This window comes from Pseudomonas sp. FP2294 (genome assembly GCF_030687625.1).
Taxonomy (GTDB): Bacteria; Pseudomonadota; Gammaproteobacteria; order Pseudomonadales; family Pseudomonadaceae; genus Aquipseudomonas; species Aquipseudomonas shahriarae.
The window spans coordinates 1,496,152-1,510,522 of the sequence record NZ_CP117441.1; the positions used below are offsets into that span (position 1 = coordinate 1,496,152).

The window sequence follows — 14,371 nt, forward strand, 5'->3', positions numbered from 1 at the left end:
GGCCGTGCATAAATAGACGACCTTCAAAGTACCTGATGACTGACCAAGCGCCCGCTATCGACCAACTCCTGAAAAACCTCGATCACGCCATGCTCGCCGACCGCCACCGCTTGCGTCGGCAGTTGCTTGAGCTGCGCAAGAAGCCCGATGAGGAGAAGCTGGCGCAGTGGGTGGCGCGCATGCAGGCGTCCTGTGCCCAGGTCACGGCGCGCGCGGCCAGCGTGCCGCAGGTCCGCTATGACGACAGCCTGCCCATCGCCGCCAAGCGCGACGAGATCAAGGCGGCGTTGCTCAAGCATCAGGTGCTGATCATCGCGGGCGAAACCGGCTCGGGTAAAACCACGCAGTTGCCGAAGATCTGCCTGGAAATCGGTCGCGGCCAGTACGGCTTGATCGGCCATACCCAGCCCCGGCGGATCGCCGCGCGCAGTGTGGCGAGCCGGGTCGCGGAAGAGTTGGCCACACCGCTGGGGGCGCTGGTGGGCTATCAGGTGCGGTTCGAGGACCAGAGCGACGCCAACACCCTGATCAAGCTGATGACTGACGGCATCCTGCTGGCCGAAACCCAGAACGACCGATACCTCGAGCGCTACGACACAATCATCGTCGACGAAGCCCACGAGCGCAGCCTGAACATCGACTTCCTGCTTGGTTACCTGAAGACCCTGCTGCCACGCCGCCCGGACCTGAAAGTCATCATCACCTCGGCGACCATCGACCTGGAGCGTTTTTCCAAGCACTTCGACGATGCGCCGATTGTCGAGGTCTCCGGGCGCACGTTCCCGGTGGAAACCTGGTATCGCCCGCTGACCCTGGAGCAGGACGAGGAAGGCAACCGCGTCGAAGACGACTTGACCGTGGACCAGGCGATCCTTGCCACCCTTGATGAAATCGCCGCCTTTGAACGCAGCGAGCGCAAGAGCCCAGGCGATGTGCTGGTGTTCCTGCCCGGTGAGCGCGAGATCCGCGATGCCGCCGATATGCTGCGCAAGGCCCAGCTCAAGCACACGGAAATCCTGCCGTTGTACGCGCGCCTGTCGCCGGCCGAGCAGCAGCGTATTTTCCAGTCCCATCCGGGGCGGCGCGTGGTGCTGGCAACCAACGTCGCGGAAACCTCGCTGACCGTGCCGGGCATCCGCTATGTGATCGACAGCGGCACCGCACGCATCAGCCGCTACAGCTACCGGGCCAAGGTCCAGCGCCTGCCGATCGAGGCGATTTCCCAGGCCAGCGCCAACCAGCGCAAGGGCCGCTGCGGTCGGGTCGAGCCGGGCATTTGCGTGCGCCTGTTCAGCGAAGAAGATTTTATCGGGCGCCCGGAATTTACCGACCCGGAGATCCTGCGCACTAACCTGGCGGCGGTGATCCTGCAGATGCTGCACCTGCGCCTGGGTGAAATTACCGACTTCCCGTTTATCGAGCCGCCGGATGGCAAGGCCATCAGCGATGGCTTCAACCTGCTGCAGGAACTCTCGGCGGTGGACCGTAACAGCCAGCTGACACCCCTGGGCCGGCAACTGGCGCGCCTGCCGGTGGACCCGCGCATGGGCCGCATGCTGTTGGAAGCGGCCAAGCTCGGCAGTTTGCAGGAAGTGCTGATCGTCGCCAGTGCCATGTCGATCCAGGACCCGCGCGAGCGCCCGCCGGAGCGCCAGCAAGCGGCCGACCAGGCCCACGCGCAATGGAAGGATCCCGATTCGGACTTCGCCGGGCTGGTCAATCTGTGGCGCGGCTTTGAAGAGCAGCGCCAGGAACTGACCGCCAGCCCGCTGCGCAACTGGTGCCGCAAGAACTTCCTCAATTACCTGCGCCTGCGTGAGTGGCGCGACTCCCATCGCCAGTTGAGCCTGATCTGCCGTGATATGCAGTTGACGGTCAACAAGGAACCGGCGGACTTCGCGAAACTGCACAAGGCGGTGCTGTCCGGCCTGTTGAGCCAGATCGGCCAGAAAACCGAAGACGGCGACTACCTCGGCGCCCGCCAGCGGCGCTTCTGGATTCATCCGTCATCGGGCATCGGCAAGAAGCGCCCGCAATGGTTGATGACCGCCGAACTGGTGGAGACCACCAAGCTGTATGCGCGCATGGTGGCCAAGATTGATGCCGACTGGATCGAGCCATTGGCCGGGCACCTGATCAAGAAAAACCACTTCGAACCCCACTGGGAGAAGAAGCGCGGCCAGGTCGTGGCCTTTGAACAGATCACCCTGTTCGGCCTGATTGTGGTGGGGCGCCGGCCCGTGCATTACGGGCCGGTGGACCCCGTGGTGTCCCGCGAGCTGTTTATCCGCGAAGGCCTGGTGCGTGGCGAGATCCAGTCCCGGGCCAAGTGCCTGACTGCCAATCAACAGCTGCTGGAGCAATTGGACGAACTGGAAGCCAAGGCCCGGCGCCGCGATATCCTGGCTGACGAAGAAACCCTGTACGCCTTCTACGACGCGCGCCTGCCGGCAGAGATCCACCAGACGGCGACCTTCGACAGTTGGTACAAGATCACCAGCCAGAAAGACCCGCAACTGCTGATCATGCGCGAAGAAGACGTGCTGGCCCGCGAAGCCAGTGAAGTCACCGCCGCCCATTACCCTGACACCTTGCACCTGGGCGACCTGGCCCTGGCCTTGAGTTATCACTTTGAACCCAACCACCCGCGCGACGGTGTGACCTTGCGCGTGCCCGCACCGCTGTTGCCGGCCTTGCCCGCCGAGCGCCTGGAGTGGCTGGTGCCCGGGCTGATCGAAGCCAAGTGCATTGCCCTGGTGCGCAACCTGCCCAAGGCCCTGCGCAAGAACTTCGTGCCGGTGCCGGACTTCGTCAAGGCCGCGCTGCAACGGATCGAATTTGCCCAGGGCTCGCTGCCCCAGGCGCTGGGGCGTGAGCTGTTGCGCATGACCGGCGCGCGGGTCAGCGACGAAGCCTGGAGCGAAGCCGCGCAGCAGGTGGAAAACCACCTGAAGATGAACCTGGAAGTGGTCGATGCCCAGGGCAAGTTCCTCGGTGAGGGCCGCGACCTGGCAGCGCTGACTGCGCGGTTTGTCGAAGCCAGCCAGGCCGCCCTGGCAGTGCCGCAAACTGCCAAAAGCCAGCAGCCGGTGGAGGCCAAGGTCTTCGCGGCGGTTGCCGAGACTACCCAGCAGAAGATTGCGGGCCTGTCGATGACGGTGTATCCGGCGCTGGTAGAAGAAAACGGCACGGTCAAGGAAGGACGTTTCTCCACGGCCGCCGAAGCCGAGTTCCAGCATCGCCGCGCCTTGCAGCGCTTGTTGATGCAGCAATTGGCCGAGCCGGCAAAATTCCTGCGCGGCAAGCTGCCGGGCCTTACCGAGCTGGGGCTGATGTACCGCGAGCTGGGACGTATCGACGCCCTGGTGGAAGACATTTTGCTGGCCAGCCTCGACACCTGCGTGCTGGAAGGCGAGGCCAGCCTGCCCCGGGATGGCGCGGGCCTGGCAGCCCTGGCCGAGCGCAAGCGTGGTAGCTGGACCGAGCACGCTGAACGCCTGGCGCGCCTGACCCTGGAAGTATTGAAGCTGTGGCATGGCCTGCAAAAACGTTTCAAGGGCAAGATCGACCTGGCCCAGGCCGTGGCACTCAACGATATCAAGCAGCAACTAAGCAACCTGGTGTACCCGGGCTTTGTGCGCGAGACCCCGGCGCAGTGGTTCAAGGAACTGCCGCGCTATCTCAAGGCCATCGAGCTACGCCTGGAAAAACTGCCCAGCCAAGTGCAGAAGGACCGGGTCTGGAGCAGCGAGTTGAGTGGTCTGTGGAGCCAGTACCAGACGCGCCTGAACAAGCACACCCAGGAAGGCAAGCGCGATCCGCAGCTGGCGCTTTACCGCTGGTGGCTGGAGGAATACCGGGTGTCGTTGTTTGCCCAGCAGTTGGGCACCAAGGCACCGATTTCCGATAAGCGCTTGAGCAAACAGTGGAGCCAGGTCGAACCTTGACCTGTAGTGCCGGTGGCGGGTGTGCGCGTGACAGGCGCCAAACCCCCCGGTTTATGGCAAACTTCGCCGCTATAAATGCCGGGATCGTCTAGATTGGCTGTATCAGCCTCGACGCGCCGGGACAAAGCGTTTCCCCGTTTGATGTCCGCGCGGCGGACTAGAGCGACTTACGGTTTGGTACGAAGGTACCAATCCCTTCTGCCTGAACAGATTTAGAGGAACGACCGTGCATAACGTCGTCATCAGCGGCACAGGCCTGTACACCCCGGCCAACAGCATCTCCAACGAAGAGCTGGTGCAGTCTTTCAATGCTTACGTTCAACAGTTCAATGCCGACAACGCCGTGGCCATCGAGCAGGGCGACGTTCAGGCGTTGACCGAATCCAGCGCCGCCTTTATCGAAAAGGCTTCGGGTATCAAGAGCCGTTTTGTCATGGACAAGGACGGCATCCTCGACCCCAAGCGCATGACCCCCCGCCTGCCGGAGCGCTCCAACGACGAGTGGTCGATCCTCTGCCAGATGGCCGTGGGCGCCGCCGAGCAAGCCCTGCAGCGTGCCGGCAAGACCGCCGCCGATATCGACGGGGTGATCGTCGCCTGCTCCAACCTGCAACGCGCCTATCCGGCCATTGCCATCGAAGTCCAGGAAGCCCTGGGCATCCAGGGTTTTGGTTTTGACATGAACGTGGCGTGTTCTTCGGCGACTTTCGGTATCCAGAACGCCTGCAACAGCATCCAGCTGGGCCAGGCCCGTGCGATCCTGATGGTCAACCCGGAGATCTGCACCGGCCACCTGAACTTCCGTGACCGTGACAGCCACTTCATCTTTGGCGACGCGGCGACTGCGGTGATTCTGGAGCGTGCCGACCTGGCGACGTCCGAGCACCAGTTCGACGTGGTGAGCACCAAGTTGCTGACCAAGTTTTCCAACACCATTCGCAACAATTTCGGCTTCCTCAACCGCGCGGCGGAAGAGGGGATTGGTGCACCAGACAAGCTTTTCGTGCAAGAAGGCCGCAAAGTCTTCCGTGATGTCTGCCCGATGGTTGCCGAATTGATCGGCCAGCACCTGACGGAAAACCAGTTGAGCGTTACCGATGTGAAACGCTTCTGGCTGCACCAGGCCAACCTGAGCATGAACCATCTGATCGTCAAGAAGCTGCTGGGCCGTGAAGCCGAGATCGAAGAAGCGCCGGTGATTCTCGATACCTACGCCAACACCAGTTCGGCAGGTTCGGTGATTGCGTTCCACACCTACCAGGACGACCTGCCCAAGGGCGCGCTGGCGGTACTCAGCTCGTTTGGCGCCGGGTATTCGATTGGCAGCGTGATCCTGCGCAAGCGCTAAGAACCAGGCAATTGCGGTCACGTCTTGCACAATGAGGTTTTGAATGGCAGCAGCCGACGACGCGCACCTGCTTGAACGCCTGCTCAAGGGTGAGCAGCAGGCCTACAAGGAGTTGGTCACCACCTACCAGAGTGCGATGCGTGCAGTGGCCTACGCCATCGTTGGCCAGCGCCATGCCGACGAGGTGGTGCAGGACGCCTGGCTCTCGGTGGTGCGCAGCCTTGCCCGGTTTGAGGGGCGTTCCAGCCTCAAGACCTGGCTGCTGACCATCACCGCCAACTCGGCCAAGGGGCGCTACAAGCAGAACCGTCGCGAGGTGTTGCTGGACGACCTGCCGTCGCCCCATGGCACCATCGGCGATGAGCGCTTTGCCGCCGGCGATGAGCATTGGCTGATCGCGCCCTTTGCCTGGCACCAGGACACTCCCGAGGCGCTGCTCACCGAAAACGAGCTGCGTGAGTGTCTGGAGCACACCTTACTGAGCCTTTCCGAGCTGCAAAGCAGCGTGCTGCTGTTGCGCGAGCGCCAGGGGCTGGAGCTGGAGGAGATTTGTAATCTTCTGCAGATCTCGCTCTCCAATGTGCGTGTACTGCTGCACCGGGCGCGGCTTAAAGTCTTCGCTACGGTGGAGCATTTCGAGGAAACCGGCGAATGTTGACCTGCAAAGAACAAGTGGCGCGCTCCAGCGATTTTCTCGATGGGCAACTGACCTTTCGTGAGCGCCTGTTGATGCGCCATCACTTGATGTTTTGTGCCAATTGCCGGCGCTTCATTCGCCAGATGCGCCTGATGCAGGCCACCTTGCGCCTCCTGCCCGAACCGCCGGTGAGCGATGCCGAGGCGTTGGCTGAACGCCTGGCTTCGGAGCGTAAACGCAACTCCTGACCCTAGAGCTGTCTGCGCTTCCCAAGGCCTGCGACGTCATTGTCGTGGGCTTTTTTACGTCGTTGAAAAGCCTTTCGGTGAAAAACATTGCAGGTTTGTAAGTTTTTTTCACCTTTTTTTCACCTGGCATTTCTCGTACTTTTTCTGCTCAAACCCACGCCGGCCGTAGCGTTGCGCTTATTCCCGGTGGTTGTAAGAAAGTTCCCCTGTAATAAAATATTTATCTTGCGGCAACTTGTCTGAAATATCCCCTCGCCAAGATCCCCTCCCAACACCAGCGGGCCAGAACCCGTGTGTTTTCCAACGCAAAAGACCACCAATTAGGGGAATTCTTCGATGATCCGTAAGCACTTCGCCGGTTTCGCGGCCAGCGCCCTGGCCCTGGCCGTTACCGCCCAGGCTTTCGCTGGTACTGTCACTACTGACGGCGCCGATATCGTTGTCAAAACCAAGGGCGGCCTTGAGGTTGCTACCACCGACCAGAACTTCAGCTTCAAGCTGGGTGGTCGCTTGCAAGCCGATTACGGCACATTTGACGGCTTCTACACCAAGAACGGTGACTCGGGCGACGCTGCTTACTTCCGTCGCGCCTTCCTGGAACTGGGTGGCACCGTCTACAAGGATTTCAAATACCAGCTCAACTACGACTTCTCCCACAACTCGGGTAACTCCGACGACGGTTACTTCGACGAAGCGTCCATGTCCTATGTGGGCTTCAAGCCGGTGACCATCCGCGTCGGTCGCTTTGACCCGGATTTCGGTCTGGAAAAAGCCACCAGCTCCAAGTGGATCACCGCCATGGAGCGTAACTCGGCTTACGAGGTTGCAGACTGGGTCAACACCCACGAAAACGGCATGGGCATCCAGGTCAGCGGCACTGCGGCTGATATGTTCTACGGCTCCGCCAGCCTGGCTTCCAAGGACATCAACGACGAAGACGGCAAGGGCGTGAAGCAATTCAACGGCCGTATCGTGTTGGCACCGATGAACAAAGGCGGCAACGTCCTGCACTTCGGCTTGAACCTGGCGGCACGTGACCTGAACGACGCCGCCTTCGACTCGCGGATCCGTCCGCGTCTCGGCGCCCGTGGTGTAGCAACTACCGGTGGTAACGATGCCGGCTCCAACGGCAACCGCGCGACTTTCGGCGGTGGTGTGGGCCTGAACGCCAGCAACCTGACGGCGGTTGGCGCCTACGATACCGACACGGTATTCGGGGGTGAATTTGCCTTCGCCAGCGGTCCATTCTCGGTGCAGGCTGAAGCCCTGAGCCGCAAGATGAAAGCTGACAGCAATGCCTACCAGGACGTGAAAACCAGCGGTTTCTACGGCCAACTGGCCTACACCCTGACCGGCGAATCCCGTGCCTACAAGCTCGACGGCGGCAAGTTCGACGCCATCAAGCCTGAGAACAAGCAGTACGGCGCCTGGGAAGTGTTCTACCGCTACGACAACATCAAGGTTGACGACAAAAACATCGTCGTCAGCAGCGCTACCCGCGAAACCGGCGATGCCAAGGCCAACGTCAACACCCTGGGTGTGAACTGGTACGCCAACGAAGCGGTCAAGCTGTCCCTGAACTACAGCAAGGTCAGCACCGACAAGATCACCAACGCCAATGGCGATGACAGCGGTGATTCCATCGTCGGTCGTGTGCAGTACGTGTTCTAAGCAACGGTCATACCGCTCCAACGCGCTCTTTCTTCATCCGTTAAAGCGCGATCCTCTTTTTTACCCCGCCGATTGGCGGGGTTTTTTTTTGCTGCCCGCGCGGGCGGCGGGTTCTGTCAGAATGGCCTGAATATTGTGAGCGAGCGTTTACCGTCGGGGAATGGCATGCCGTTGAAACGTTTGAATAGCCTGTCCGAAGTATCGCCTGATGAATGGAACGCGTTGGTCCCCGAGGATCAGCCGTTTCTGCGCCATGCCTTCCTCAGTGCGCTGGAAGACAGTGCCAGCCTTGGCCGGCATTCTGGCTGGCAGCCGGAGCACTTGCTGCATTACGAGGGAGAGCGGCTGGTGGCGGCGCTGCCCAGCTACCGCAAATGGCACTCTTATGGCGAATACGTGTTCGACCATGGCTGGGCTGACGCTTGCGCACGCGCGGGCATCGAGTACTACCCCAAACTGCTGACAGCAGTGCCTTTCAGCCCGGTCAGCGGGCCGCGCTTGCTGGTGGCCAATGGTGCGGACGGCCTGGAGTTGCTCCAGAGCCTGCCTGGTTACCTGGAAATCGAAGGCCTTTCCAGTGCCCATATCAACTTCACCGATGCCCTGGCCGATGCTGCCCTGGGCCAGCAACCCGGTTGGCTTGCGCGTCTGGGTTGCCAGTTCCACTGGCAGAACCGCAGTTATCGCAACTTCCAGGACTTCCTCGACGCCCTGAGTTCGCGCAAACGCAAACAGATGCGCAAGGAGCGCGAACAGGTCGCGGGGCAGGGCATCGAGTTCGAGTGGCTGCAAGGCCATGAGCTGAGCGAGGCCCAGTGGGATTTTGTCTACGCCTGCTACGCCAACACCTACGCCGTGCGCCGGCAGTCGCCGTACCTGACTCGCGCGTTTTTCAGCCTGCTGGCCGAGCGCATGCCGCAGGCGATACGGGTGGTGCTGGCCAAGCAAGGGGCGCGGCCGGTGGCCATGGCGTTCAGCCTGGTGGGGGGCGACAGCCTATATGGCCGCTATTGGGGCTGCCTGGGCGAATTTGACCGGCTGCATTTCGAGACCTGTTTCTATCAAGGCATGGACTACGCGATCGCCAATGGCCTGCAGCGTTTCGACGCCGGGGCCCAGGGCGAGCACAAGTTGATCCGTGGGTTTGAGCCGGTGATTACCCATTCCTGGCACTACTTGCGCCATCCAGGCTTGAAAACCGCCGTGGCGGATTTCCTGGAGCGCGAGCGGGTGGGGATTCTGGCGTATGCCGAGGAGGCGCGTTTGGCGTTGCCTTATCGACAGGTGTAGGAGCCAGCTTGCCGGCGATGACGGTGTATCTGCCCATGATGTGCTGGCAGGGAGTCCGTTATCGCCGGCAAGCCAGCGTCTACAAGGTGCATGCGGTTGGATCAGGCCTTTTCTTCCTTGCCCAACCAACGGTAGGTGATGCCACCGATCACCGCGCCAAGGATCGGCGCCAGCCAGAACAGCCACAGTTGCTGGATTGCCCACCCGCCGACAATCAGCGCAGGGCCGGTGCTGCGGGCCGGGTTGACCGAGGTGTTGGTGACCGGAATGGAGATCAGGTGGATCAGCGTCAGCCCCAGGCCAATGGCGATGGGCGCCAGGCCAGCAGGCGCACGACGGTCGGTGGCGCCGAGGATGATCAGCACGAACATCGCGGTCATCACCAGTTCAGTGACAAACCCCGCCGCCATTGAATAGCCCCCCGGCGAATGTTCACCGTAACCATTGGATGCCAGCCCCGCCGCCAGTTCGAAACCCGGTTTGCCGCTGGCAATGAAGTACAGCAAGGCCGCTGCCACCACGCCGCCAATGACTTGCGCGACGATATACGCAGGCATCTCCTTGGCCGCAAACCTGCCGCCGACCACCAAGCCCACGGTGACCGCCGGGTTGAGGTGACAGCCGCTGATATGGCCAATGGCAAATGCCATGGTCAACACAGTAAGCCCGAAGGCCAGCGATACACCCAACAGGCCGATTCCGACATCCGGGAAGGCTGCGGCCAGAACGGCACTCCCGCAGCCACCCAACACCAGCCAAAACGTACCCAACCCTTCCGTAACGGAACGTCTGAACAGAGACATGAACGCGTCCTTCTAAATCAACGGGTGTGATGCTTCCCTGCAGTCTGATGTCAGGGCCCTCCTGGACCCTGATTGCAGTACAGCAGGATTGTGATACACGGCCAGCAAGATAGAAAAAACTGTCAGAATTGTTCGGAATTGATAGCGCCGTTAGTAGTCCGAAATCAGTCGATACCTACGAAACCTCCGGTCTGGTGCTGCCACAATCGTGAGTACAGGCCGCCATGTGCCAGCAACTGGGCATGGCTGCCACTCTCGGCGATCTGGCCTTTTTCCAGGACCACCAACCTGTCCATTCGGGCAATCGTGGACAGGCGGTGAGCGATGGCGATCACCGTCTTGCCTTGCATCAGGGTTTCCAGGCTTTCCTGGATGGCCGCTTCCACTTCCGAGTCCAGGGCCGAGGTGGCTTCGTCCATGATCAGGATCGGTGCGTCCTTGAGCAGGACCCGGGCGATAGCGATGCGCTGGCGTTGCCCGCCGGAGAGTTTCACCCCGCGCTCACCGACGTGGGCATCCAGGCCAATCCGGCCCTCGGCGTCCGACAGCAGCGGGATAAATTCGTCGGCGCGGGCCTTGCGGATCGCGTCCCAGAGCTCTTGGTCAGTGGCATCGGGCTTGCCATACAGCAAGTTGTCGCGGATCGAGCGGTGCAGCAGCGAGGTGTCCTGGGTAATCATGCCGATGCGTTCGCGCAGGCTTTCCTGGGCCACTTCGGCAATGTTCTGGCCGTCGATCAGGATGCGTCCGCCTTGCAGGTCGTAGAGGCGCAGCAGCAGGTTGACCAGGGTCGATTTGCCGGCACCGGACGGGCCAATCAGGCCGATCTTCTCCCCCGGGTTGATGACCAGGTTCAGGCCACCGATGATGCCGCTGCTCTTGCCATAGTGGAAGTCGACCTGTTCGAAGCGCACTTCGCCGTGGGGCACGCTCAGGCGCGGGGCGTTTTCGCGGTCGATCACCGCCAGCGGTTGGGCGATGGTTTTCAGGCCGTCCTGGACCATGCCGATGTTCTCGAAAATGCCGTTGACCACCCACATGATCCAGCCGGACATGTTGACGATGCGGATCACCAGGCCGGTGGCCAGGGCAATGGCACCGACCGAGATCAGCGACTGCGTCCACAGCCACAGGGCCAGGCCGGTGGTGGTGACGATCAGCAGGCCGTTCATGGTGGTGATGACCACGTCCATGCTGGTGACCACGCGGCTGGCCAGCTGGGTTTTTTCGGTCTGCTCGATGATCGCTTCCTTGGCGTACTCCTGTTCGGACTGGGTGTGGGCGAACAGCTTCAAGGTGGTGATATTGGTGTAGCCATCAACGATGCGGCCCATCAATTTGGAGCGCGCCTCGGACGAGATGACCGAGCGTTCCTTGACCCGTGGCACGAAGTAGCGCAGCGCCAGGCTGTAGGCGATGATCCAGGTGACCAGCGGGATCATCAGGCGCCAGTCGGCTTCGGCGAACAGCACCAGGGAGCTGATGGCGTAGATTGCTACGTGCCAGATGGCATCGACGGCGGCCACGGCCGAGTCGCGCAGCGAGTTGCCGGTCTGCATGATGCGCTGGGCAATACGCCCGGCGAAGTCGTTCTGGAAGAAGTTCAGGCTCTGCTTGAGCACATAGCTGTGGTTCTGCCAGCGGATCAGGCTGGTCATGCCGGGGCTGATGGTCTGGTGCACCAGCAAATCGTGCAGGGCACCGAAGATCGGGCGCAGCAGCAAGGCAACCACGGCCATCCAGATCAACTCGGTGGCGTGGATCTGGAAGAAGTTGGCCGGCGGCGTGCCTTGGGCCAGGTCGATGATGCGGCTCAGGTAGCTGAACAGCGCCACTTCAATCAGCGCGCCGATCAGGCCCACCACCAACAGCGCGGCAAAACACGGCCACACCTGGCGCAGGTAATAGAGGTAGAAGGGTAGGACTTTATCCGGAGGTGCCGCGCTGGGAGCGTCGCGGAAGATGTCGATCAGTTGTTCAAAACGACGATAGAGCATTAGGTCTGACGCCCGCCGGGCGGGCTCTCCTTGTTAAAGACGCGCGCGGCCTTGTGGGCGGCGCGCGCAACTCCCTGTGAACCTTAGTCGATGCGCTTGGCCGACTTGATCAGGACAGGGTCGATAGGCACGTTTTGCATGCCTTGTTTGGTAGTGGTTTGCGAGTTGACGATGATATCGACCACGTCCATGCCCTTGACCACTTTGGCGAACACCGCGTAGCCCGCATCGCGGCCTGGGTCGAGGAAGGCGTTGTCGGCCACGTTGATAAAGAACTGGCTGGTGGCCGAGTTCGGATTGCTGGTGCGGGCCATGGACAAGGTGCCGCGCACGTTATGCAAGCCGTTGCTGGCTTCGTTCTTGATCGGCGCTTCAGTAGGCTTTTGCGACATCTGCTGGGTGAACCCGCCACCTTGCACCATAAAACCCGGGATCACCCGATGAAAAATGGTGTTGGTGTAGAAGCCCTTGTCGACGTAGGACAGGAAGTTCTCGGTACTGATCGGCGCCTTGACCGGATCCAGTTCGATTTCGATGTCGCCATTGGTGGTGGAGATCAATACGTGTGGTGCCTTGGCCGGCGTGGCCGCCATCAGGTTGGCAGCAAACAGAACAGAACCGGCAAAAACGGCGATTTTTTTCAGCATGGGTCAGTGATCCTGGGAAGTGGTTTCGACTGTCTTGAGAAAATCGAGCAGGGTTGTGTTGAAGGTTTCGGGTTGGTCCAGCGGTGTCGCGTGACGCGAATCCTCGATCACCACCAACCGCGCATCAGGCAGCAGTTTTACATAGATTTCTTTTTGCGCCACTGGGGTGTAGTCGTGGTCGGCGCTGATGACCAGGGTTGGACAGGCGATTCTGCAGAGTCGTTCCTGTACGCCCCAGCCCACAATGGCATCGAAGCTGGCGAGGTAAGCACGTTTGTCGTTTCTTGCCCAGCGTTCGCGCATTTTGCGCCGCAGGTCGGCCTGTGCGGGTTTGGGGAACAACCGGTCGCCGAGTGCCTTGCCGATGGTATTCAAGCTGAGCACGCGGGCCAGGCCCCAGCGCTTGGCCCATTGCCAATAGTCATTGGCGCTGCGCACCTTGACCTCGGGCGCGCTGTTGACGATACACAGGCTTTTGAGCAACTGCGGTTGGTCGACCGCCAGTTGAAAGGCGATCATCCCGCCCATCGACAGGCCGACCACATGGGCAGCGGGCAGTTGCAGGTGTTCGATCAACGCCACCAGGTCTGCGGTAAAGCCGGCGATGCTGTAGCGCTCCCGGGGTTTGTCGGAGCGCCCGTGACCGCGCACATCCAGCAGCACCAGGCGGTAATGCCGGGACAACACGGGGATTTGCAGTTCCCAATCCTGGCAACTGGAGCCCAGGCCGTGGATCAGGATCAGTGGCACGCCGTGGCCATATTCCTCGTAATGCAGGGTGCAACCTTCATGTTCGAAATAGGCCATGGGTGAACTCCGTGTCAGGCTTGCCGGGGAGCGGCAAAGGGTGCGTCCAGCGGTGCAGTGTCGAAGGTGCGCAGCAGCTCGACCAGAATCTGCGTGGCCGGGCCCAGGGGCTTGTCCTTGTTCGAGTACAGGTAGAACGTGGGGTGGCGGCTGCCGCCTTGCTCCAGGGGCAGTTGCTTGAGCAGGCCTTCCTTGAGCTCACGTTCGATCATGTGCCGGGGCAGCCAGGCAAACCCCAGGCCGCTGCCGACGAAGGCGGCGGCGGTGGCCAAGCTACCCACGGTCCAGCGCTGCTCGGCGCCGAGCCAGCCGACGTCCCGCGGTTGCTGGCGACCGGAGTCGCGGATCACCACCTGCATCTGGCTTTCCAGGTCCTGGAAGCTCAGTTCGCGGTTGAGCCGGTGCAACGGGTGTTCAGGGTGGGCCACGGCGACAAATTCCACGTCGCTCATTTCCGTGCCCAGGTAGCCGGGAATGCTGAAGCCGCTGATCGCCAGGTCGGCCACGCCTTCAATCAGCAGCTCCTCGACACCCGACAGCACTTCTTCGCGCAGGCGCACGCGGCAGCCCCGGCTTTGCGGCATAAAGGCGGTGAGGGCGCGCACCAGGCGGGCGTTGGGGTAGGCGGCATCGACCACCAGGCGTACTTCGGCCTCCCAGCCTTGTTCCATATGATGGGCCAGGTCTTCCAACTGGCTGGCGTTTTTGACCAGTTGCCGGGAGCGGCGCAACAGCACCTCGCCGGCCTCGGTGAGCACGGCCTTGCGCCCGTCGATGCGCAATAGAGGCACGCCCAACTGGTCTTGCATGCGGGCCACGGTGTAGCTCACCGAGGATTGCGAGCGGTGCAGCACTTCGGCTGCCTGGGCGAAGCCGCCATGGTCAACCACGGCTTGCAACGTGCGCCATTGATCAAGGGTCACGCGGGGCGCTTTCAAGATGAGCTCCTCTTGTCCTAAGCTGGCGGTCCTTATTG

Annotated in this window: 11 protein-coding genes; 6 read left to right on the plus strand and 5 right to left on the minus strand. The window is 61.4% G+C overall.

From position 1 onward, the window contains the following. Nucleotides 1-35: 35 nt before the first annotated feature. The 6 genes from hrpA to PSH73_RS06715 all read left to right on the plus strand — a co-directional run bounded on the left by hrpA (nucleotide 36) and on the right by PSH73_RS06715 (nucleotide 9,141). Nucleotides 36-3,947: an ATP-dependent RNA helicase HrpA gene (gene hrpA / locus PSH73_RS06690; RefSeq protein WP_057958822.1), complete on the plus strand. Its 3,912-nt coding sequence runs from the start codon at nucleotides 36-38 to the stop codon at nucleotides 3,945-3,947. A gap of 226 nt (nucleotides 3,948-4,173) precedes the next feature. Then, nucleotides 4,174-5,295, plus strand: a complete 1,122-nt coding sequence (locus PSH73_RS06695) for a beta-ketoacyl-ACP synthase III (protein ID WP_057958823.1) — start codon at nucleotides 4,174-4,176, stop codon at nucleotides 5,293-5,295. 43 nt (nucleotides 5,296-5,338) lie between these two features. Next, the gene (locus PSH73_RS06700; RefSeq protein ID WP_057441254.1) at nucleotides 5,339-5,953 is read left to right on the plus strand and encodes an RNA polymerase sigma factor; all 615 of its coding nucleotides are present in this window, start codon (nucleotides 5,339-5,341) and stop codon (nucleotides 5,951-5,953) included. Next, nucleotides 5,947-6,180 carry an anti-sigma factor gene (locus PSH73_RS06705; RefSeq protein WP_057441249.1) on the plus strand — a complete coding sequence of 78 codons (234 nt, stop codon included), beginning with the start codon at nucleotides 5,947-5,949 and terminating at the stop codon, nucleotides 6,178-6,180. Before PSH73_RS06700 ends, PSH73_RS06705 begins: the two co-directional genes overlap by 7 nt. A 336-nt stretch (nucleotides 6,181-6,516) precedes the next feature. Further along, complete coding sequence (locus PSH73_RS06710; RefSeq protein WP_057441247.1) at nucleotides 6,517-7,851, plus strand: OprO/OprP family phosphate-selective porin; 1,335 nt, start codon at nucleotides 6,517-6,519, stop codon at nucleotides 7,849-7,851. A gap of 165 nt (nucleotides 7,852-8,016) precedes the next feature. Beyond that, nucleotides 8,017-9,141: a GNAT family N-acetyltransferase gene (locus PSH73_RS06715; RefSeq protein ID WP_120732170.1), complete on the plus strand. Its 1,125-nt coding sequence runs from the start codon at nucleotides 8,017-8,019 to the stop codon at nucleotides 9,139-9,141. 101 nt (nucleotides 9,142-9,242) lie between these two features. Here the strand turns inward: PSH73_RS06715 and aqpZ are convergent, their stop codons facing one another. The 5 genes from aqpZ to PSH73_RS06740 all read right to left on the minus strand — a co-directional run bounded on the left by aqpZ (nucleotide 9,243) and on the right by PSH73_RS06740 (nucleotide 14,333). After that, entirely contained in the window at nucleotides 9,243-9,944 is a 702-nt protein-coding gene (gene aqpZ / locus PSH73_RS06720) for an aquaporin Z (RefSeq protein WP_057441240.1), read from the minus strand. Nucleotides 9,945-10,108: 164 nt separating this feature from the next. Beyond that, the gene (locus PSH73_RS06725; RefSeq protein WP_169989935.1) at nucleotides 10,109-11,941 is read right to left on the minus strand and encodes an ABC transporter ATP-binding protein; all 1,833 of its coding nucleotides are present in this window, start codon (nucleotides 11,939-11,941) and stop codon (nucleotides 10,109-10,111) included. 83 nt (nucleotides 11,942-12,024) lie between these two features. Then, the gene (locus tag PSH73_RS06730) at nucleotides 12,025-12,588 is read right to left on the minus strand and encodes a peptidylprolyl isomerase (RefSeq protein ID WP_057441236.1); all 564 of its coding nucleotides are present in this window, start codon (nucleotides 12,586-12,588) and stop codon (nucleotides 12,025-12,027) included. 3 nt (nucleotides 12,589-12,591) lie between these two features. After that, a complete protein-coding gene (locus PSH73_RS06735) occupies nucleotides 12,592-13,395 on the minus strand; it encodes an alpha/beta fold hydrolase (RefSeq protein WP_057958826.1) in 804 nt (267 codons plus the stop codon). A 14-nt stretch (nucleotides 13,396-13,409) separates the two neighbouring features. Further along, nucleotides 13,410-14,333, minus strand: a complete 924-nt coding sequence (locus PSH73_RS06740) for a LysR family transcriptional regulator (protein ID WP_057441231.1) — start codon at nucleotides 14,331-14,333, stop codon at nucleotides 13,410-13,412. Nucleotides 14,334-14,371: the final 38 nt, after the last annotated feature.

Bases quoted from the DNA above. Each gene is read 5' to 3' on its own strand.
- PSH73_RS06710 (WP_057441247.1), top strand. From the start codon at position 6,517: ATGATCCGTAAGCACTTCGCCGGTTTCGCGGCCAGCGCCCTGGCCCTG.
- PSH73_RS06700 (WP_057441254.1), top strand. From the start codon at position 5,339: ATGGCAGCAGCCGACGACGCGCACCTGCTTGAACGCCTGCTCAAGGGT.
- aqpZ (WP_057441240.1), bottom strand. From the start codon at position 9,944: ATGTCTCTGTTCAGACGTTCCGTTACGGAAGGGTTGGGTACGTTTTGG.
- PSH73_RS06735 (WP_057958826.1), bottom strand. From the start codon at position 13,395: ATGGCCTATTTCGAACATGAAGGTTGCACCCTGCATTACGAGGAATAT.
- PSH73_RS06725 (WP_169989935.1), bottom strand. From the start codon at position 11,941: ATGCTCTATCGTCGTTTTGAACAACTGATCGACATCTTCCGCGACGCT.
- PSH73_RS06705 (WP_057441249.1), top strand. From the start codon at position 5,947: ATGTTGACCTGCAAAGAACAAGTGGCGCGCTCCAGCGATTTTCTCGAT.
- PSH73_RS06715 (WP_120732170.1), top strand. From the start codon at position 8,017: ATGCCGTTGAAACGTTTGAATAGCCTGTCCGAAGTATCGCCTGATGAA.
- PSH73_RS06730 (WP_057441236.1), bottom strand. From the start codon at position 12,588: ATGCTGAAAAAAATCGCCGTTTTTGCCGGTTCTGTTCTGTTTGCTGCC.
- hrpA (WP_057958822.1), top strand. From the start codon at position 36: ATGACTGACCAAGCGCCCGCTATCGACCAACTCCTGAAAAACCTCGAT.